Origin of the sequence: Streptosporangium sp. NPDC000563, from assembly GCF_040299985.1 — a bacterium.
GTDB lineage: Bacteria > Actinomycetota > Actinomycetes > Streptosporangiales > Streptosporangiaceae > Streptosporangium.
In genome coordinates this window covers 256,849-275,850 of record NZ_JBEPDA010000004.1, presented here as the reverse complement: position 1 = coordinate 275,850, position 19,002 = coordinate 256,849, and the positions used below count along the sequence as shown (strand labels likewise).

The window sequence follows — 19,002 nt, the reverse complement described above, 5'->3', positions numbered from 1 at the left end:
ATCAGCTAAATAAGCTTAGATAGACCTATTTGCGTAGCTCTGGGTGAATCGACAGGGACTAGCAGTGGAAAACCATGCGTTGTCGCCGTACCGCATGATTCAAGCACGTCCGGCGAGAGGGCGGTGCTCACCGGACTCTCGCCGTGCGTGCCCTCATCCCCTCCGCGAAACGACGGGAAAGGCCAACTATCGGATTACGAGAGTGCCGCCCTCGCCTGAACAACCCATTCGGCATCATTCGCCGCGTATCGCCCGGAAAGCCGACTCGGCTCGGGAACGAGACGGTGGCCGACGACGAACCCGCCGACACTCGACTCGACGCGCCAGTCGAGGCCGAAGACGCGTCCCGTCACCTCGATGTCGCCGCTGTCCAGCCTGCACGCCGCCAGTCCCATCGCCGTGCAGACCAGGGAGAGCGTCTGCGTCAGCGCCCCGACGTTCTTGAGGACCAGCGAGTAGCTCAGCCCGTTGTACTTCCTCGACAGCCTGCGGAACCGCGCGGTGATGGTGATCAGTACGGGCGGCGTCGCGTCCAGGTTCGCCGCCACCTTGCCCGTCTCCAGCAACTCGTCCACGTCCGCCGGGTCGAACCCGATCGGCTCCAGCCGGTGCCGCAGCGGGTCGTAGTGGTAGATGCCCCGGGGCACGTCGGCACACCTGTCCACCGTGGCGTAGAGCTCAAGCTCATAAGAGCTCCCGCTGCTCGGGTAGGGGCGATCGCTCGTCGCGGTCGTCGAGGACTCGTCGGGCGAGCCGACCAGCGAGCGGACCCGGGCCGTCCTGTACAGCAACTCCCCCAGCTCACCGGCCGTCAGCTGCCGCTCGCCGTAGTGCCGGGTGTGCCTGCTCGCCTCGACGACCGCGGTGAGCGGCGGATCCGCCGCGAGCAGCTCACCCCACTTCGGCCGGGGCAGCGCGACGGGAGCCGGCTCCGCGCCGACGGGGACCTCCGGAGGCCCCGGCTTCACGACGGGCTCGACGCTCCACTGATCCCCCATCGGGTACGTCGCCCCGAAGTCGTGATCGTGCCTGCCGAGGGTGGAACGGGTGTGGAACATGAGATCGACGGGAGTCCAGGCGACGAGGGCGGGGTCGACGTCCTCCTCGAACACCATCGGCTGGAAGGGGTCCTCCTCCACGGCCTGCACCACCATCCCCGCCGCCATCAGGTAGGCGACCACGGGCCAGGACTCCGGCCCGATCGCCGAGGGGGCGACCGGGCGGATCAGCGACCCGACACCGGCCATCGCGTCGGGCCGGTGCAGGATGACGCGGTGCAGCGAGAGCGGCGACTCGACGTGGTAGTTGTTGCCGTCGGTTCTGATCAGCGCGAACCTCGACAGGCGGATCGGGTGGAGCAGAGGGACCGCCGGCAGCCGGAACCGCGCCCGCTGGGTGAGCGGGATCACCGACAGCGTCGGCTGCTCGGGATCGAAGCCGAAGGAGCGCACCACCATGTGCTGGAGACCGTCGAGGATCGCCTCCAGCTCCCGCCGTTCGTCCTCCTCGCGGATGACGTTGTCGAGCAGGATGGGCCCCAGGCTCATCCGGCGCATCGCCTCCAGCACGGCGGGTCCGGGGGACGGCAGGATCACGTCCTCCCAGCGGCTGTGCACCACCACGCTTCCGCTGTGCGGCTCCGGTTCGATGTAGACGTCCTCCCGGAACGACCACTGGGGAAATATCTGGAGCGAACCGGCATCATTGCCTTGGCCGCCGACCATCCTGTTGACTCCTGATCCGTGTTGGGACGGGAAAATGGCTACATGAACAGGGGAATCGGGTTGAGATCCTCGTACGCCGTCGCCCTGTCAAGACGTCCGAGCCGGACGGGGACGTCGTACAACCGCCCGGGGCCGAACCTCGCCCAGAAATGCCGTAGACCGGGGACGACCACCTTGACGACCGGCATCCCGATGTCGGGACGCGTCTGGTCGAGGACGAGAACCTCCAGGCCCGCCCGCCCGGCCAGTGTGACGATGTGCTCGACGTCCTCCCGCAGGTCATCTCGGGGAATGTAGGCGTAGTCACTCAGCGCCCGCGGCCCCCGATCCCCGCCCGGACGCAGATAGGGCTGGTTCTCCGTCGTCGCCCTGAGCCACCAGTCCTGGATGTGATGATCTGTCTCACCGTATCCCGTCCCGTCGGCGCGTGCCCCGGCGACGGCAGGAAGCAGTTGCCCGAGTTCGGTCAGCGCGCGCCGCGCGGCGATCCGGGGGTCGAAGTGGGCACCGAACCCGAGCATGATGTCCTCGGCCGGCTTGTCGACGCGCCGCGAGATCGCCGCCATCACGGGGATGCCCAGATCCGAGGTGACGTCGAGGACCCAGAACTCCCTGCCGATGCCCTCGTAGCGCGAGCGCAGGTCGGCGATCCACGGGTCGCCGAACGAGTCGAGGTCCACGGCGGGCTGACGCGTGCGGTTGTACCACCAGATGGCCACCGCGTCGCGCTCGACCAGTTCGAGGAACCCCTGGACGATCGCGTCCTCGACGCTGGAGCCCGCGGCGTTCCCGTTGGAGGTCGCGCGCAGCGAAGGATGACCGCCCCTGGTGAAGTAGAGCAGGTCGGTGGGGAGCAGGCGCTGCCGCTTCTCGGTGAGCGACCACACCGGGGTCCAGTCGACGACCTCCTCGTCGTCGAACGGCTCGGGGATGTGCTGGAAAGCCGAACTCTCGGCGTTCCAGCGGTGCCGGTCCTCGAACTGGCGCCGGTGGAAGTGCTGGCACTCGTCGGGGCGCACGGCCCGCTCACCCAGGCCGCGGAGGCTGCCGCGCACCGTCGGCTCGTCCCCGTGCCGCGATCCGCAGTGTCTCTCCACCGCCTCGCAGAGCGCGCCCACCCTCGCCTCGAGGTCGGTGCTCCCCTTGCCCCCGCTCTGCCGGCGCAGGCCGGCCCTCATCGCGGAGAGACTGTCGTCGGTGAGGGCGAGGTTCGGCCCGGAAAGGTAGCAGTGCAGGAAGGAGGGGCTGCGCGGGTCGCGCTGGATCACGTCCGTGATCCCGGTGAGGGGGTCGGCCAGATGGCGGTAGCGTTCCCAGACCAGTTCGGTCTCCAGCGCGCGATGCCCGTTGCCGCCCACCGCCGCCTTACTCCTGGACGCGACGGCGACGGGCCTGCCGACGCGTTCCGCGACCAGCCCGGGGTCTCCGCAGGAAGAGCACTGCGGGCGCCTCTCCACGGGGTGCCGCACCCCCTGCAGTGAGAAGGTGTCCAGCGTCCACACCGTGTCCTGGTGCTCGTCGCGCGATCCGGCCAGCCACTTGACCGCCTCCAGCGCCGCGAACCGTGCCCCGAGGGCGCGGGTGAGGGGCAGCGACGCCTCGGGCGGCCTGACGGCCCCCGTCTCCGGCGTGCTCCGCAGCCGTGTCTCCCCGCGCCGGTGCGCACGCAACCGCGTGGTCAGGCAGGACAGGCAGGGTCCCTCCCTCGGGCGGAAGATCGGGCCGATCCACAGGTCGGCGCCGACCGGCTTGACGAGCAGCCAGGGCCGCCCGTCCGCCAGTCTCCGTTCGTTGAACCGTTCGAGCTCAGGGTCGAGATAGTCGTCGCAGAGCACGAGGAACAGGGTCGCGGACCCGTCACCGTCCTCCTCGACGGTGACGTCCATCGACCGCAGCGCCTCGGCCGTGGGCCTGGTGTCGACTCCCCCCAGGGAGACGAGGTGGGCGGACGACTCCGCCAGCCCCGACGCGGCCCGGTCCGCGTCCAGCCGCCCGAGGTCCCAGTACGCCTCGGCGGCGGCGTCGGCCCTCGGGGAGGGCTCCGGGCGGCGAGGCCCGACGAGATTCGCCTCCGCCAGCCGGCCGAGGAGCCGGCCGAGCTGCGCGGCCGGGATCCCGGGCGCCACCCGCCTGCGCACCTCGGCCAGGCTGTGATTACCGTCCAGTAGCGGCGCGAGCGTCTGAATCTGCTCACCGGACAGGGCGACCGTCCCCCGTGCCGAGGTGAGATAGACCGCCTCCCCCGGAACCGTCACCGCCCGCAGGTGGCGCTTGAATCCGATCAGCGGTGAGTTCGCCCCGTTCTCAGTGAAGTGGTTCATCCGCAGTAGGTCCAAGCGGCAACGACGGGAGCGGGGTGGTCGAGGTCCTCGATGACGAGGTCTTCCAGGAGCGCGCGCTCCACGATCCCCGTACGCGGCCCGGCCGTCTCCTCGCCGCCGAGGAGGACGCCGAACCCCGCGAACGCGGTGCCTCCGAGGTCACCGGCGTGCCCGCCGGCGTTCTCGGACCCGGTCCAGGTCCTCATGAGGAACTCGGTGAAGCTCAGGTCCTGCTCGTTCACCCGGTCGGCCAGGGAAGCGTTCATGGTCGCCATCGCGGTCTCCTCGATCTGCGTGAGTTCGAATAAGGGAATTGTGCGCTCGACCTGGAGAGGGGAACAGTTTTCACGTCACCAAACGAACGTGAAAGTCTCACATCGCACTCGTGGCGCCGTGTGTAGGACTTCCCGCTCCCGCCGGTCTACGCTGACCGCATCCGGACCAGGAGACTGGAGGAGATCATGGAGCAGAAGCAAATCCGCCGGCCGCAGAAAAAGCTCATCCGGGTCCCCCGGCAGAAAAAGAAGCGCGCGGCCGACTCTCGCCACACCATCGACACCCGCACTCCCAGCGGGGTCTACCTGCCCTACTAGGGCACGGCCGCGCATATCCGGAAAACGAGCGACCTCTTGCCTCAAGAGCCATGCCAACCAAATGGCTTGACACTTTCCTACTAGGTTAGCTTAAGAGGAAAAATGTACCACGACCTGCAAATAAATCGGCTGAGAGCGCTGGTCACCGTAGTCGATGTCGGCGGTTTCCGAAGGGCCGCCGAGGCCCTGCACATAACGCAGCCCGCCATCAGCCAGCAAATTCGCCAGCTCAGCGGCCTCATCAAGGGCCCCATATTCACCTCGACCGGCAGGAAACTGATGCTCAGCCCGCAGGGCGAGGAGCTCCTCGGCTACGCCCGCCGTCTCGTCGCACTCAACGACGAGGCGGTGGGCCGTTTCATCCCCCCTCCGGGAAACCAGCGGCTGTCCATCGGGATCGTCAACCAGCTCGCGGAGGCGCTTCCCGAGATCCTGCGGCTGCTCACCAAGGGCATGCCGCACACCCAGGTCAGCGTCCAGACGGGATTGAGCGAATCCCTGGAGAGCCGGGTGAGCACCGGCCAGCTGGATCTCGCGCTGCTCCTGCAGACGAGACCGCACCGGAGCGGCGCCACCAGCCAGGAGCTCGGCCACATGCGGATGGACTGGTTCGGGCGCCCGGCCCACGGTGAGGGCGCCGCGCTCCCGCTCACGCTCTTCACCGAGCCGTGCACGCTGCGCGGCCGCATCGTGGAGGCGCTCGACGAGTCGGCCGTCCCGTGGCGTGTCGGCTACGAGGGCGCCGAACTCGTCGGACTGCGCGCGGCCGCCAAGGCCGGCCTGGGCGTGGCGTGCCTCGTCGCCAACGGCGACGAGCTCTGGGGCCTGCCCAAGGCTGCCAGGCTCACCCTTCCCTCCCCGCCCGGCCCCCTGCCGGTGACCATGGCCCTGTCCACCGCCGCCGCGTCCTCGGGGTACGTCCCGATCGCCCGCAAGGCCTTCCAGCAGTCACTGCGCGACTACCCCTTCGCCGGCTGAGGCGACCGAACCCCTGCCCCCACCGAACCGGCCGGGCCCGTCGGACCCGATGACACCACCGAACCGACCAGGCCGACCGAGCCCCTCGCACCCACCGGCACCACCGAGCGGCCCTGAACCGGCCGGCCCTGCCCCCGGTCGACCGAATCGGCTGTTCCCGTCCCTGGCCGACCGACCGGCCGGCCCCGTCCCCGAAGGTTCCCACCGGGTGACTCATCCTGAAGATGCCGGATGAATCACCCCGATGGCGCCGGGTGGCCCCACCCCGGCGGCGTCTCCTCGCTGACCTCCTCGTCTCCTCCACCCGGGGCGAGGACCTCACCGCTCAGGAAGCCTCGATGATCCCCGCCGCGCGGGTGGTCCCGTCCGCCGGGTCGATCAGCAGGCAGGAGCCCGTCGTACGGGAGTGCGCGTAGGGATCGACCGCGAGGGGCTCGGTGGTGCGCAGCACGACACTCGCGATCTCGTTCACGGCGAGGCTGTCCGCGCCCGGGGCGCAGGTGAGCTCCCCGAGCGCGGCGGAGGGCACGATGTCCTCGACGACCGCCTGGACCGTCCTGGTGGTGTGCTTGACCAGCACCCGTTCCCCGACGCGCAGGGCGCGCTCGTGCAGGTGGCAGGTGGTCACCCGAAGCTCCCAGGTGAGGGCGGGCGCCGCGTCCTCCGGCACGATGAGGGAACCCCTTGAGACGTCGATGTCGTCACGCAGGCGCACGGCGACCGACTGCGGCGCCCACGCCGTGTCGACCGGCTCGCCGAGCACGTCGATCGCCTCCACCGTGGACGTCTGCCCGCCGGGGAGCACCGTGACCCGCTCGCCGACCCGCAGGACGCCGTTGGAGATCTGGCCGGCGTAGGCACGGCGGCCGTTCGCCCGGATCACGTACTGGACGGGAAGCCGGGCGGGCGTCCCCGAGGGGTCGGTGCCCACCCGCACGGTCTCCAGGAGCTCCATGATCGTGGGCCCGGTGTGCCAGTCCATGTTCGGCGAGGGGGTGACGATGTTGTCGCCGGTGAGCGCGGAGATCGGGATCGCGGTCACCTCGCCGATCCCGAGGCCGGAGGCGTACCGGGTGAACTCCTCGGCGATCGCCGCGAACACCTCCTCGTCCCAGCCGACGAGATCCATCTTGTTCACGGCCAGCACGACGTGGGGCACCCGCAGGAGCCCGGCGACGGCGGCGTGCCGCCTGGTCTGCGAGGCGACGCCGTTGCGGGCGTCGACGACGATGAGCACCAGCTCCGCGGTCGAGGCGCCGGTGACCATGTTGCGGGTGTACTGCACGTGTCCCGGCGTGTCGGCGAGGATGAAGCGCCTGCGCGCGGTGGCGAAGTAGCGGTACGCGACGTCGATGGTGATTCCCTGCTCGCGCTCGGCGCGCAGGCCGTCCGTGAGCAGGGCGAGGTCGGCGGTCTCCCGCCCCTGCTTGCGCGAGGCGCTCTCCACCGCCTCCAACTGGTCGGCGAGGATCGACTTGGAGTCGTACAGCAGCCGGCCCACGAGGGTGGACTTCCCGTCGTCCACGGATCCGGCGGTGGCGAAGCGAAGCAGTGTGGTGGTCATCAGAAGTACCCCTCCCGTTTGCGGTCCTCCATGGCGGCCTCGCTCAGCTTGTCGTCGGCGCGGGTGGCCCCTCGCTCGGTCAGCCGTGAGGAGCGGATCTCCTCGATGACCTCCTCCAGGGTGGCGGCGCCGGAGTCGACGGCGCCCGTGCACGACATGTCGCCGACCGTGCGGTACCGCACGAGACGCCGCTCCAGGCGTTCGTCCCTCCTCGGGCCGCCCCACGCGCCGGGGGCGAGCCACATGCCCCGGCGTGAGAAGACCTCGCGCTCGTGCGCGAAGTAGATCGGCGGCAGCTCGATGCCCTCGGAGAGGATGTACTGCCACACGTCCAGCTCGGTCCAGTTCGACAGCGGGAAGACGCGGACGTGCTCGCCGGGCGAGTGGCGGCCGTTGTAGAGGTTCCACAGCTCGGGCCGCTGCCGTCGCGGGTCCCAGCCGCCGAAGTCGTCGCGCAGCGAGAACACCCGCTCCTTGGCGCGGGCCTTCTCCTCGTCCCGCCGCCCGCCGCCGAAGACCGCGTCGAAGCGGTTCTTCTCGATGGCTTCGAGCAGCGGCACCGTCTGCAGCGGGTTGCGTGAGCCGTCGGGCCGTTCGGCCAGCTCACCCCGGTCGATGTAGTCCTGGACCGAGGCGACCTTCAGCCGCAGCCCGTACTCGGCGACGACGCGGTCCCGGTAGGCGATGACCTCGGGGAAGTTGTGGCCGGTGTCGACGTGCAGCAGCGGGAACGGCACCGGCGCGGGGGCGAACGCCTTGCGCGCCAGGTGGAGCATGACGATGGAGTCCTTGCCCCCGGAGAAGAGGATGACCGGCCGGTCGAACTCCCCGGCCGTCTCCCTGAAGATGTGGGCGGCCTCCGACTCCAGCGCGGCCAGGTGGGACAGCTGGTAGGTGTGGCCGACGGTCTCGTCGACGGCGATCGTTGTCATCGTGATGTCCTCTCTCCTGCGGCGGCCGCGACGGTCACGAGGGCGGCGGCTTCGACGTCCTCGAAGGTGCCGGTTCCGTTCGCGGTCTCGGCGGCTTCGACGGGCCGGGCGCCGTTGACGCCCGCAGCGCTTCCCGGGCTTCCGGGGCTTCCCACGGTTCCGGTGCCCGCGGTTCCTTCGGCGGCGGACGGCGTGGCCCGCGGGCGGCCCTCCGCCACCCAGTTCGCGACCGCCCTGGCCAGCACGGTCCTGGAGCGCCGGAACTCCTCGGCGTCGAGGTGCTCGTCCGGTGTGTGGTCGAGCGCGGCGTCCCCCGCGCCGTAGGCGACCATGGGCACTCCCCGCCAGGTGGTGGCGAGGGTGTTCATGTCGCTGCTCCCCTTCTTCGCGAGGAACCTCGGGGCCACGCCCTCCTCCCTGAAGGCGCGCGAGAACGCCTTCACGAGCGGGCTGGTACGGGAGGTGATCACTCCTGGCGTGGCGCGGAGCACCTGTACGGCGACCGGCCCCGCGACCCGGTGGACGAGGTCGACGAGGTGTTCCAGGTCCAGGGTCGGCGGGACCCGCACGTCGATGACGGCCTCGCCCACCTGGACGTCCCCGCCGTTCCTGGCGTGGATGCCGAGCACGGCCACCAGTGCCTGCGGGTCGGCCGCGCCGATCTCGTCGCGGAGCCGGCTCAGCACGTCCACCAGCCGGTCGGCGGCGGTGGTGACCCCCTGCCCGGCGGTGTGCCCGACGCTGTGGCCGACCCGCAGCCGCACCTTGCACAGACCGTAGTAGCCGATGGTGAGGGCCTTCTCGCCGCTGGGCTCGCCCACGATCACCGCGTCCGCCGGGTAGTGGTCCCTGGCGTGGAAGGCCCCCGCCGAGGTGACCTCCTCCTCGACCGCGCCGATGACGCGCACCTGCGCCCAGCTCGGCACGTCCATCTCCGCGAGGGTCTCCAGGTAGGCGACGAGGCTCGCCTTGGCGTCGACGCAGCCCCTGCCGCTGATCGTGAGCCCGTCCCAGCGCACCGGCCACCGGTGCGGCACGGTGTCGAGGTGTCCGAGCATGAGCAGCCGCCGGTCGCCCGAGCCGCGGGTGGCCACGAGGTTGCCGGCCGCGTCGATCTCCGCGTGGATGCCGCGCTCGGCGCACCACCCCACCAGGTATTCGGCGAGTTCCCGCTCGTCGGCCGACACCGAGGAGATCTCCACGGTTCGCGACAGCAGCGACAGGTCGGGCGCGGGTGGCCGGACGCGCCAGAAGCGCGTCCCCGACGCGGGGGACAGGGTGTGCGGCCCGGTTATCGCGACGTCGGCGCTCCCGTCGAGGGCGATCTCCGCCGCGCGTACCTTCTGCCGCATCCTGCCGCGCGCGAACCGTTCCCCCTCGCCGCGTACCACGTCGACAAGGCGGCTCGCCCGGTCCTCGGGATCGGTGAGCAGGCCGGGTGTGCCGGTGACGAGGCGCAGGTGGTCGGCGTCGAGGGCGTTGGCCAGCTCGGCGGCGAGGACGTCGGCGTCGACGTTGAGCGCGGAACCGCCCGCGCCGTCGGCGACGGGCGGCGAGAGGCACACCACGTCGAACGCGTCGAGCAGCGCCTGGACGCGGTCCGCGGCCACGTCGGTCACGGTGCCGGCCCGGTGGTCGCGGACCACCGTCGTCCTGCCGTCCACCACGGCCCGCAGCGGCCGGTTGGCCAGGGCGCTCACCAGTGCCCCGTCCCGCGCGACCGAGGTGAAGACGGTGAGTCCGCGCGCGGTGAGCGCGTCGCGCACGCGCGGCAGCGTCACCCGCTCGTACGCGTCCACGATGTGCGGCATCTCCTCGGGAGGGCAGTAGCGCACCGCGCTGTCGCCTCGCAGGCTCAGCGTCCTGACGGGACGGCCGATGTCGGCGTAGTGCCGCGCGATGCCGGCCGCGCCGCCCGCGACGAGGAGCACGCGGGCGCCACGGCGGCGCAGCAGGGCCACCTCGTCGAAGAGCGCGTCGTGGCCGAGACTCGCGCTCCCTATCTTGACTACGTAGAGTGCCGCCTTGCGCGTGCTGGCGACGTGTCCGAGTACGGACATCTTTCGCTCCTCCTCAGCTTTCCGGCCCTTCAGCCGATGTCTTCGACCGGTGCTTCCGTCCGATGCCTTCGGCCGACTCTTCGGTCGGCGCCTCCGGCCGACGTCTTCCGTCGACGTGTCCTGTCGGCGTCTTCCATCGGCGTGTCCTGTCGGCGTGCTGCGTTGGCGTCTTCCGTCGACGTGTTCCGTCGGTGTGCTCCGTCGGTGTGCTCCGTCGGCGTTCGGCCGGCGCCTTCAGCCGATGCCGCGGGTGTTGCCTCCGTCGGCCACGAAAACCGTGCCCGTGACGTACGAGGCCTGGTCGCTGGCGAGCATGGCGGCCAGCGCGCCGAAATCCGCCACGTTCCCGATCCTGCCGAGGGGGATCCGCTCGGCGACGCGGGCGATCTCCGTCTCCACGTCCGCGCCGAACTGCTCGTCGAGGATGGGGGTGCGGTGGAAACCCGGGGCGAGGATGTTGACCGTGACCCCGTTCGCGCCGAGCGCGTGCACCAGGCCCTTCATGTAGCCGAGCAGGCCCAGCCGGGCCACCGACGACAACCCGCTCTCGGGGTGGGGCTGGCGCACGGACTCGGAGGCGATCATCAGCATGCGCCCCCAGCCGCCCTCCTTGACGAAGGGCAGCGCCGCGAGGGTGATGCTCACGTGCGGCAGGAGGTTCCCGTCGATCGCCGCGCGGTAGTCGGCGACCTGGAAGCTGTCGACGGGTCCGAACGGGACCCCGCCGGTGTTGGTCACCACGACGTCGAGGCCGCCGAACGTGTCCGCGGTCCGCCGCACCCATTCGGCGGCGGCCCGCTCGTCGCACAGGTCCACCGGGGTGCTGAGCACCTCGCCCGTTCCCATCGCGTTGACCTCGACGTGGGCGAGGGCGAGCCTCGCGGGGTCACGACCGCAGATCGAGACGTTCGCTCCCTCCGCAGCGAGGGCCTTGGCGACGGCCAGCCCGAGCCCGCTGCTCGAAGCCGCCACCAGTGCCACGCGCCCTTTAAGCCGAAGGTCCATGAGATGGCTCCCTAATTCTCGTGCCTACCTGGTCGGCAGGATCGGGTACCCGTAGCGGGTGAGCAGCGGCAAGGCGGGCGCGGTCGCGGCGGCGATCTCCCGCGCGGACAGCCTGGTGCGCCAGCGCTCGTCGGAACGGATCACCGTGTCGCCCTTGGACAGCCGGTCGGGGTTGCCGGTCACCGTGTGGTTCTCCCCGAGCGAGACCAGGCCGGTCTCGTCGACCGGCGGCTCTCCCGCCAGCCCGGCGAAGCTCATGACCCGCGCCAGGACCTCTCGCGGCCGGGCGCAGAGGTCCTCGTGCACGACCCTCAGGTAGCGGTCGGGGGCGGCCGCTCCGACGAGTTCGGAGGCGGTGTTGAACGCGCTCCAGTACCCGCTGCTGCGGGCGGGGCTCATCGGGTCGATGTAGTCCTTGGCGTTCTTGTAGGAGAAGGCCGTCGCGCGGGGGTCGCGCACCATGTGCAGCACCCGGACGTCCAGGTCCGCGCGTCCCAGCAGCGCGGCGGCCTCGGCGGGATACTTCGAGCCGTCCACGATCAGGCGCTCGCCGCCTCGCTCCGCCAGCGTCCGGTAGATGGAGGCGGTGCGTCCGAGCGCCTCCTCGACCCCGGGCGCCGTCCTCGCCTTCCCTCTCGCCTCGGCGAGGCGGTCGCGGGTGTGGCGGGTACGCAGCAGGGAGCGCTGCAGGATCGTCATCCGGCGCGCGGCGCCGATCCCCGCCACATCGCCGTCCCCGAGGACCGGGGACCAGACGTCGCACGCGGTGAGGTCCCTGCCGCAGCCGCAGGTGGAGTTCGTCCCGGCGTTCAGCACGCCGTTCTGCCACAGGTAGTGCAGCTCGCCGGTGTGCAGGACGCCGGGAAGCTCGCCGAGGACGTTGCCGAGCAGGGTGCTGCCGCTGCGCATCCACCCGGTGATGTACAGGATCCGCGGGTCACCCACGGCGACCACCCCACGAGAGCGTGATCAGGTGCTGCGGCAGGTGCACGGCGAGGCCGACGCGGCTGCTCGCCTCGACGAGGTCGGCGCCGTCGCTCCCGGCGCCGCGGCGCAGCGTGATGGAGGAGACGCCAGGCAGCAACAGGGTGAACGCGGCGCGGAAGTCTCCCATGAGCAGGGTGTCCTTCGGGATCATGCGTGTCCTCGACACGGTGATCCCGGCGACGGCGAGGCGGGCGAGCATGCCCGTCCGCACCATCTCCCAGTAGACGGCGGGGTGGGCGACGATGCCGTCGCACGAGCCTCCGGTCTCCTCGACCTCGGCGGCGGTCTGGGTGACCGCCTCCTCAAGGGCGAGGTCGGTCTCACGGTGGCGGGTGCCCGGCAGCCGGAGCAGCCCGGTGATCGCGCCGTCGCCGGTGCCGTGCAGCAGCGCCTCGTTCTCCGCCACCGACAGCCGGACGAGCACGCGGTAGTCGACGTACGGGGCGAGCAGGGCGGGCTTGTCGAGGATTCCCTCGGGGAGCGGAACGGAGACGGTGAGGTCGGTGAGCCGCGCCTCCTCCAGCCTCGGCGCGAAGGCCGCCTCGGGGGTGGCGGCGTAGGAGACGCCCGACTCGCTCACCGCTCCCCGAGGGGGCTCGTAGACGTAGGGCGCCGGGTCGCCGGCCACGGGCGCGGTCTTCAGCAGGTGGCGTACCGGATAGCGGGGACGGGAGGCGAAGAGCGGGAACGACGCGGGCAGGTGCGTGCCGAAGGACACCACCAGGTCCTCGCGCTCGTCGGTGTCGGCACGGTCGCGGGACACGCCCACGGCCGCCGCGAACTCCTCGCCGGGGGTGCGCGCCACGGTTCCGAGATCGAATTCAAGATCGGATGGAGCCGGGTGGGCACCGTTGCCGTTGACGGCAGGACTCTCTGCGATTCCTCGCATTACCCCTCCTTCTGGAGCTGTTCCGGAGACGCCCTGCGTCGGTGCTCCGGACGTTCGCCTGGTGTGCCGGCGATGAGGAAAAAGCCGGAAATAATCATCACTAGCGAGCTTAATCATCCGACATGGACATTTTCGGCCCCTAGCCAAGAAGCGATGCTTATGAGGTAATAGCCCGATAGTTATGAGATCGCCCTATAAGCGAGCACATTCATTCCGAACAAAAGCGCTTATTAGATGTTTTATGCGGAATCGGGTTACGGTTTATGCGAGAAATAACTCACATCAACCGACAGGGATGAGCCCATGCAGAAAGTTCTGAACGGTCCGGAGTGCCCCGAGTGCTCGGCCGAGGTGCCGATCGACGGGGACGCCCGGGTGAGCGAGATCGTCGAGTGCCTGGACTGCCGGAGCGAGCTGGAGATCGCCTCCGTCCAGCCGCCGACGCTCATGCTCGCACCGGACGTCGAAGAAGACTGGGGCGAGTGACACAGGGAGCTGTGCCGTGGATTCCGTAGCACCCCACCTCGCCGTCCTCGCCTCGCGAGTGCGGTTCGAGGAGAAGAACATCATGGCCGCGCTCGAACGGCGCGGCGCCAGGTTCGAACATCTGGATCCCAGGTCGCTGTTCGTCGCGAACGGCTCCCCCTGGAGCGGACCGAACCTCGTCCTCAACCGCGAGGTCGGGCACTTCCGCGCCCTGTACGCGGCGAGTGCCCTGGAGTCGGCGGGGGTGACGGTGCTCAACAGCGCCGCCGCCACGCATCTCAGCGGCGACAAGTGGCACACGTCGGCGGCCCTGCTGAAAAGCGGGCTGCCGACGCCCAGGACCGCGCTGGCGATGACGTCGGAGGCGGCGCTGGAGGCCCTGGACACGATCGGCTACCCGGCCGTGATCAAGCCACTCGTCGGCTCCTGGGGCCGGCTGGTGACCAGGGTCACCGACCGCGCCGTGGCGACGGCCGTGCTCGAACACGTCGCCGCACTGCCCTCGCCGCAGTCGCACGTGATCTACCTGCAGGAACAGGTGCCCAAGGCCGACCGCGACATCCGCGTCCTCGTCGTGGGCGGCGAGGCGCTCGGCGCGACCTACCGCAAGGGAGAGGAGTGGCGTACCAACGTGGCGAGGGGCGCGGTGAGCGAGTACTGCCCGCTCGGCCCCGACCACGTCAAGCTCGCGGTCGCCGCCGCGGAGGCGGTCGGCGCCGACATCGCGGGCGTCGACCTCATCGAGGACATGGACGGGCACCTCACCGTGCTCGAAGTCAACGACCGGGTGGAGTTCCGGGGCTTCCAGCAGGCCCACGGCTCCAGGGTCGACGTGGCGGACGCCATCGCGGCCCATCTCATCGCGAGGGGGGAGACATGACACGCGTCGCGGTCGTCGGGGCCGCCGGCTACATCGGCGGCGAGCTCCTGCGCATCCTGACCACCCATCCGAAGGTCGAGCTGGCCGCCGCCACCTCGCGGCGCCTGCAAGGCCGCCAGATCGACGGCGTCCACCCGAACCTGAGGGGAAGGACCCGGCTCACCTTCTGCCCCGAGGACCGGCTCGACCACTACGACGTGCTGTTCCTCGCCACCCCGCATCGGGAGACGATGCGCCGGATGCCGGAGTTCCTCGACATGGCCGACACGGTCATCGACCTGTCCGGCGACTTCCGGCTGCGGTCCACCGACACCTACGAGAGCTACTACGGGCTCCCGCACGAGGCCACCGACCTGCTCGGCACCTTCGTGCCCGGCATACCGGAGTTCCACCGGGACCGCCTGCGGACGGCCGACCGGATCAGCGTGCCCGGCTGCATGGCGAACGCCGGGATCCTCGCGCTCACCCCGCTGGCCGAGGCCGGGCTGATCAGGGACGAGATAACGGTCGACGCCAGGACCGGTTCCAGCGGTGCCGGAGCGACCGCGGGCTCGGAGAACCTGCACGCCGAACGCAGTGGCGCGCTCAGGGTCTTCGCCCCGACGCGACACCGGCACGAGGCGGAGATCTCCCAGGCGACCGGGCTCCCGGTCCGGATGACCGCGACCGGAGTGGAGGCCGTACGAGGAGTGCAGCTGGTCTGCAGGGCACGCCTCGCCGACGGCGTCACCGAGCGCGACATCCGCTCCGCCTACCGGGGACGCTACGGCGACGAGCCGTTCGTCCGGGTGGTCGCCCAGCGGCGCGGCCTGCACCGGTTCCCCGACGCGAAGATCCTGTCCGGTTCCAACTTCTGCGACGTCGGCTTCGCCCTGGACCCGGGGGCGTCCGACGTGACGGTGATCGCGGCCCTGGACAACCTGGTCAAGGGCGGTTCCGGGAACGCGGTGCAGTGCATGAACATCCGGCTCGGCCTGCCCGAGCCCCTCGGGCTCGACTTCACCGGCCTGCATCCGAACTGACCGAGGCGAAAGGAGTAGACATGAGCGGCGTCTCCACCCTGCCGGGTGCGATCCGAGCCGGGCAGAAGGCCGATCCGGCCGCGATGACCGGCCGGATCAGGGAACACATCGTGAACATGTGCGCGAGTCCCGAGGGCGGGCACCTGGGGGGTTCCATGTCCCTCGTCGAGGTCCTCGCCACCCTGTACTTCCGGATCATGCGAATCGACCCCCGGGATCCGGGCTCGCCCGACCGCGACATGCTGCTGCTGAGCAAGGGGCACGCGGGCATCGCCCTGTACGCGACCCTCTGCGAGGCCGGCTTCTTCCCCTCGGAGCGGCTCACCGACTACGCGCGGCCGGGCAGCGCCTTCATGGCCCACCCCCACGCCGAGGTCCCCGGCGTGGAGATGCCGTCCGGCTCCCTCGGTCACGGCCTCGCGCTGGGGGTCGGGGTGGCGCTCGCGGCCAGGCTCGACGGCTCCGACCGCCGGTGCTTCGTGGTCATGGGCGACGGCGAGCTCCAGGAGGGATCGGTCTGGGAGGCGGCGAGCGTGGCCGCGAGCCACGGGCTGGAGAACCTCACCGCCGTGGTCGACCGCAACCGCCTCCAGATCACCGGCGCGACGGATTTCGTCAACAACCTGGAACCCCTCGCCGACCGGTGGCGGGCCTTCGGCTGGCACGTCAGGGAGGCGGACGGCCACGACGTCGCCGCGCTGACCGAGGCGCTCACCGCGCCGCCCGAGCCGGGACGTCCCACCCTGATCATCGCCCACACCGTCAAAGGCAAGGGCCTGCCCTTCATCGAGGGCCAGGCACGCAGCCACTACGCCAAGCTGGGCGACCGCCAGCACCGCCGCGCGCTCTCCGCCCTGCGTGCCACCCCGGAAGGAGAACGGCGATGACCGCCACCACCCTCAAGACGCGCTCGTCCCGCGAGGTCTACCGCGACGTGCTCGTGGAACTCATGCCGGACGACGAGCGGCTGGTCTGCCTGGACAGCGACACCGGCCTGTTCGGCGGGGTCGACTTCGGCGAGGCGTCCGACAGGTACCTCAACCTGGGCATCGCCGAGCACACCCTCATGGGCGCCGCCGCCGGGCTCGCCAAGGAGGGACGCGTGCCCGTCGTGAACACGATGGCGGCGTTCGCCTCCACCCGGGCGCTGGAGGCCGTCAAGGTCGACATCGCGCTCAACAACCTGCCCGTCCGCATCGCCGCGACCCACTCCGGAGTGTCGGGCGGCCATCTCGGCCCCACCCACCACTCGCTGGAGGACCTGGCCGTGATGCGGAACCTGCCGAACATGACCGTCGTCGTCCCCGCGGACGAGGCCACCACGGACGAGCTGTTCCGCCAGGCCCTCGCCCTGCCGGGACCCGTCTACTTCCGGCTCGGCCGCAACGCCACCCCCGACCTCCCGGAAGGGCCGCCCGTGCGAATCGGGCAGGCCCAGATCCTGCGGGAGGGCGGCGACGTCACGCTCGCCGCCTGCGGCCCGTACCCGGTGCTCGCCGCCCTCGACGCCGCGGACCTGCTGGAGCGGGACGGCATCGCGGCGTCGGTGATCCACGTGCACACGGTCAAGCCGCTGGACACGGCGACGCTCGCCGCCGCGGCGAGCACGACCGGCGTCGTGGTCACGGTCGAGGAGCACTGGCGCGCCGGCGGCTTCGGCGCCGCCGTCGCCGAGAACCTCTCGGAGATCCTGCCGGTCAGGGTGTGCCGGGTGGCGATGCCCGACGCGTTCGTCCCGGTCGCCGGGAGCCAGAAGTACCTCCTGGAGCGGGGCGGCATCACGCCCCAGGCCGTGGCCGCGCGGGCCAGGACCGCCCTGGGCAGAACGAGGAGGAGCCGATGAAGGGCTTCCAGGACTTCCAGGACTTCCGGCGCTCCGGCCAGTGGCGCGACGAGACCGTCCTCGACGACCTACGGCGTTCCGTCGCGAACCACCCCGACAAGCCGGCGCTGGTCTGCTACCGGGACGGCGCCGCGGAGACGGTGACCTACGCCGAGCTCGCCCGGCGCGTCGACCGCCTCGCGGCGAGCCTGGTGCGGCTGGGCGTGGGACGCGGTGACGTGGTGACCCTGCAGCTGCCCAACTCCTGGCAGCTCGTCGCGTCGATCCTCGCCTGCGCGCGGATCGGCGCCGTGGCGGGCCCGGTCGTCCCCATCATGCGCAGGCGCGAGGTCGAGTTCATGACCCGGCTCACCGAGAGCCCGGTGTACATCGCGGCGACGGAGTTCCGCGGCTTCTCGTACGCGGACATGAGCGCCGAGGTCGCCCGCGCCGTCCCGAACCTGCGCCACCGGGTGCTGCTCGGCGGCGGTGCCGGTGTCCACGGCGGCGGCGGTGACGGCATCGGTGACGGCATCGGTGACGGTGGCGCTGACAACGGCGGCGGCGAGGGCGACGGCGGTAGGGGTGGGGCGCTGGACTTCGACCGCGACCTCCTCGGCCCCGAGCCCACCGCCGAGGAGATCGAGGCCCTCGACGCCCTCGAAGCCGCCCCGGACGACCCCGCCCAGGTCGTGTTCACCTCGGGCACGACCGGTGAGCCGAAAGGCGTCGTGCACAGCCACAACACCCTGTACTCGATGAACAGGGCACAGGCCGACGTGCTTCACCTCACCGGCGACGAGGTGACGGCGATGGGGTCCCCCACGACCCACCAGGCCGGCTACACCTGGAACTTCCTCATGCCGCTCATCCTCGGCGCGACGGCCGTGCAGGTGGACGCGTGGGACCCGGCCGTGATGCTGCGGATCCTGGAGGAGCGGAGGGTCACGTTCTTCATGGGCGCGCCCACGTTCCTCTCCGACCTCATCGAGGCGCAGCGCACCGGTCCGAGGGACCTGTCGGCGCTGCTCACGTTCGCCACCGGCAGCGCGCCGATCGCGCCGCTCCTGGTGGAGGACGCGCGGGAGGTCCTCGGCTGCCGGGTGTACGCCCTGTGGGGCATGAGCGAGAACGGCTGCGTGACGATCACCCGTCCCGAGGACCCGCCGATGCGCGCGGCCGAGAGCGACGGCACCCCCGTACCGGGGATGGAGGTCAGGATCGTCGGCCGAGGGGGCGAGCCGGTGGCCGCGGGACAGCCCGGCCTGCTCCAGGTCCGCGGCGCCGCCCAGTGCCTCGGCTACTTCCGCCGCCCCGAGGTGTACGCCGAGTCAATCACCGAGGACGGCTGGTTCGACACCGGGGACCTGGCCCGCGAGGACGGCTACGGAGGCATCCGGATCACCGGCCGGGTCAAGGACGTCATCATGCGCGGCGCGGAGAACATCCCCGTCGTGGAGGTGGAGGCGGCCCTGCTGCGGCACCCCTCCGTCAAGGACGTCGCGGTCGTCGGCTACCCGGACCGGCGGCTGGGCGAGCGCGCCTGCGCGATCCTCGTCACGGCGGACTCCCCGGCGGCCTCCCCGCTCACCCTCGACGACATGCGCGGCCACCTCTCCGGCCTCGGCATGGCCAAGCAGTACTGGCCCGAGCGGCTGGAGATCGTGCCGTCGCTGCCGAGAACCCCCTCCGGGAAGATCCAGAAATTCGCCTTGCGCGACCGGCTCCGGGCTTAGGAC

The 19,002-nt window shown here is 70.9% G+C and carries 17 protein-coding genes; 8 read left to right on the top strand and 9 right to left on the bottom strand.

What is annotated here, in order from left to right; all coding sequences use genetic code 11:
* Positions 1-194 precede the first annotated feature (194 nt).
* Genes ABT352_RS14060 through ABT352_RS14050 form a run of 3 tightly spaced genes read right to left on the bottom strand, consistent with a single transcriptional unit; the run spans position 195 to position 4,320 of the window.
* On the bottom strand, positions 195-1,724 hold the full coding sequence (locus ABT352_RS14060; protein WP_350945194.1) for a SagB/ThcOx family dehydrogenase: 1,530 nt from the start codon (positions 1,722-1,724) through the stop codon (positions 195-197).
* A gap of 38 nt (positions 1,725-1,762) precedes the next feature.
* Positions 1,763-4,045 carry a TOMM precursor leader peptide-binding protein gene (locus ABT352_RS14055; RefSeq protein WP_350945193.1) on the bottom strand — a complete coding sequence of 761 codons (2,283 nt, stop codon included), beginning with the start codon at positions 4,043-4,045 and terminating at the stop codon, positions 1,763-1,765.
* A complete protein-coding gene (locus ABT352_RS14050) occupies positions 4,042-4,320 on the bottom strand; it encodes a hypothetical protein (RefSeq protein WP_350945192.1) in 279 nt (92 codons plus the stop codon). Before ABT352_RS14050 ends, ABT352_RS14055 begins: the two co-directional genes overlap by 4 nt.
* A 186-nt stretch (positions 4,321-4,506) precedes the next feature.
* On the opposite strand from ABT352_RS14050, the gene ABT352_RS14045 reads away from it, so the two are divergent.
* Both ABT352_RS14045 and ABT352_RS14040 read left to right on the top strand, forming a co-directional pair.
* Complete coding sequence (locus tag ABT352_RS14045) at positions 4,507-4,638, top strand: hypothetical protein (RefSeq protein WP_350945191.1); 132 nt, start codon at positions 4,507-4,509, stop codon at positions 4,636-4,638.
* 102 nt (positions 4,639-4,740) lie between these two features.
* Positions 4,741-5,616 (top strand): LysR substrate-binding domain-containing protein, encoded by an 876-nt coding sequence (locus ABT352_RS14040; RefSeq protein WP_350945190.1) that lies wholly within the window; start codon positions 4,741-4,743, stop codon positions 5,614-5,616.
* Between the two features lie 325 nt (positions 5,617-5,941).
* Here the strand turns inward: ABT352_RS14040 and ABT352_RS14035 are convergent, their stop codons facing one another.
* The 6 genes from ABT352_RS14035 to ABT352_RS14010 form a co-directional block, all read right to left on the bottom strand.
* Positions 5,942-7,180 carry a sulfate adenylyltransferase subunit 1 gene (locus ABT352_RS14035; protein WP_350945189.1) on the bottom strand — a complete coding sequence of 413 codons (1,239 nt, stop codon included), beginning with the start codon at positions 7,178-7,180 and terminating at the stop codon, positions 5,942-5,944.
* Positions 7,180-8,112 (bottom strand): sulfate adenylyltransferase subunit CysD, encoded by a 933-nt coding sequence (gene cysD, locus ABT352_RS14030; protein ID WP_350945188.1) that lies wholly within the window; start codon positions 8,110-8,112, stop codon positions 7,180-7,182. The genes ABT352_RS14035 and cysD overlap by 1 nt, the downstream gene beginning before the upstream one ends.
* Complete coding sequence (locus ABT352_RS14025) at positions 8,109-10,172, bottom strand: M20/M25/M40 family metallo-hydrolase (RefSeq protein ID WP_350945187.1); 2,064 nt, start codon at positions 10,170-10,172, stop codon at positions 8,109-8,111. Before ABT352_RS14025 ends, cysD begins: the two co-directional genes overlap by 4 nt.
* 234 nt (positions 10,173-10,406) lie before the next feature.
* A complete protein-coding gene (locus tag ABT352_RS14020) occupies positions 10,407-11,177 on the bottom strand; it encodes an SDR family NAD(P)-dependent oxidoreductase (protein WP_350945186.1) in 771 nt (256 codons plus the stop codon).
* 24 nt (positions 11,178-11,201) lie between these two features.
* On the bottom strand, positions 11,202-12,122 hold the full coding sequence (locus ABT352_RS14015; protein WP_350945185.1) for a sulfotransferase: 921 nt from the start codon (positions 12,120-12,122) through the stop codon (positions 11,202-11,204).
* Positions 12,115-13,053 carry a family 3 encapsulin nanocompartment shell protein gene (locus ABT352_RS14010; RefSeq protein WP_350945184.1) on the bottom strand — a complete coding sequence of 313 codons (939 nt, stop codon included), beginning with the start codon at positions 13,051-13,053 and terminating at the stop codon, positions 12,115-12,117. The genes ABT352_RS14015 and ABT352_RS14010 overlap by 8 nt, the downstream gene beginning before the upstream one ends.
* Before the next feature lie 303 nt (positions 13,054-13,356).
* Here ABT352_RS14010 and ABT352_RS14005 point away from each other — a divergent pair, with 303 nt between their 5' ends.
* Genes ABT352_RS14005 through ABT352_RS13980 form a run of 6 tightly spaced genes read left to right on the top strand, consistent with a single transcriptional unit; the run spans position 13,357 to position 18,999 of the window.
* On the top strand, positions 13,357-13,539 hold the full coding sequence (locus ABT352_RS14005; protein WP_350945183.1) for a lysine biosynthesis protein LysW: 183 nt from the start codon (positions 13,357-13,359) through the stop codon (positions 13,537-13,539).
* Positions 13,540-13,555: 16 nt separating this feature from the next.
* Entirely contained in the window at positions 13,556-14,419 is an 864-nt protein-coding gene (locus ABT352_RS14000) for a RimK family alpha-L-glutamate ligase (protein WP_350945182.1), read from the top strand.
* The gene (gene argC / locus ABT352_RS13995; protein WP_350945181.1) at positions 14,416-15,441 is read left to right on the top strand and encodes an N-acetyl-gamma-glutamyl-phosphate reductase; all 1,026 of its coding nucleotides are present in this window, start codon (positions 14,416-14,418) and stop codon (positions 15,439-15,441) included. Before ABT352_RS14000 ends, argC begins: the two co-directional genes overlap by 4 nt.
* 20 nt (positions 15,442-15,461) lie before the next feature.
* Entirely contained in the window at positions 15,462-16,328 is an 867-nt protein-coding gene (locus ABT352_RS13990) for a transketolase (protein ID WP_350945180.1), read from the top strand.
* Positions 16,325-17,284, top strand: a complete 960-nt coding sequence (locus tag ABT352_RS13985; RefSeq protein ID WP_350945179.1) for a transketolase family protein — start codon at positions 16,325-16,327, stop codon at positions 17,282-17,284. The genes ABT352_RS13990 and ABT352_RS13985 overlap by 4 nt, the downstream gene beginning before the upstream one ends.
* A complete protein-coding gene (locus ABT352_RS13980) occupies positions 17,281-18,999 on the top strand; it encodes an AMP-binding protein (protein WP_350945178.1) in 1,719 nt (572 codons plus the stop codon). Before ABT352_RS13985 ends, ABT352_RS13980 begins: the two co-directional genes overlap by 4 nt.
* Positions 19,000-19,002 lie beyond the last annotated feature (3 nt).

Bases quoted from the DNA above. Each gene is read 5' to 3' on its own strand.
- ABT352_RS14055 (WP_350945193.1), bottom strand. From the start codon at position 4,045: ATGAACCACTTCACTGAGAACGGGGCGAACTCACCGCTGATCGGATTC.
- ABT352_RS14020 (WP_350945186.1), bottom strand. From the start codon at position 11,177: ATGGACCTTCGGCTTAAAGGGCGCGTGGCACTGGTGGCGGCTTCGAGC.
- ABT352_RS13985 (WP_350945179.1), top strand. From the start codon at position 16,325: ATGACCGCCACCACCCTCAAGACGCGCTCGTCCCGCGAGGTCTACCGC.
- argC (WP_350945181.1), top strand. From the start codon at position 14,416: ATGACACGCGTCGCGGTCGTCGGGGCCGCCGGCTACATCGGCGGCGAG.
- ABT352_RS14045 (WP_350945191.1), top strand. From the start codon at position 4,507: ATGGAGCAGAAGCAAATCCGCCGGCCGCAGAAAAAGCTCATCCGGGTC.
- ABT352_RS14025 (WP_350945187.1), bottom strand. From the start codon at position 10,172: ATGTCCGTACTCGGACACGTCGCCAGCACGCGCAAGGCGGCACTCTAC.
- ABT352_RS13990 (WP_350945180.1), top strand. From the start codon at position 15,462: ATGAGCGGCGTCTCCACCCTGCCGGGTGCGATCCGAGCCGGGCAGAAG.
- cysD (WP_350945188.1), bottom strand. From the start codon at position 8,112: ATGACAACGATCGCCGTCGACGAGACCGTCGGCCACACCTACCAGCTG.
- ABT352_RS14060 (WP_350945194.1), bottom strand. From the start codon at position 1,724: ATGGTCGGCGGCCAAGGCAATGATGCCGGTTCGCTCCAGATATTTCCC.
- ABT352_RS14005 (WP_350945183.1), top strand. From the start codon at position 13,357: ATGCAGAAAGTTCTGAACGGTCCGGAGTGCCCCGAGTGCTCGGCCGAG.
- ABT352_RS14035 (WP_350945189.1), bottom strand. From the start codon at position 7,180: ATGACCACCACACTGCTTCGCTTCGCCACCGCCGGATCCGTGGACGAC.
- ABT352_RS14050 (WP_350945192.1), bottom strand. From the start codon at position 4,320: ATGGCGACCATGAACGCTTCCCTGGCCGACCGGGTGAACGAGCAGGAC.
- ABT352_RS14040 (WP_350945190.1), top strand. From the start codon at position 4,741: ATGTACCACGACCTGCAAATAAATCGGCTGAGAGCGCTGGTCACCGTA.
- ABT352_RS13980 (WP_350945178.1), top strand. From the start codon at position 17,281: ATGAAGGGCTTCCAGGACTTCCAGGACTTCCGGCGCTCCGGCCAGTGG.
- ABT352_RS14010 (WP_350945184.1), bottom strand. From the start codon at position 13,053: ATGCGAGGAATCGCAGAGAGTCCTGCCGTCAACGGCAACGGTGCCCAC.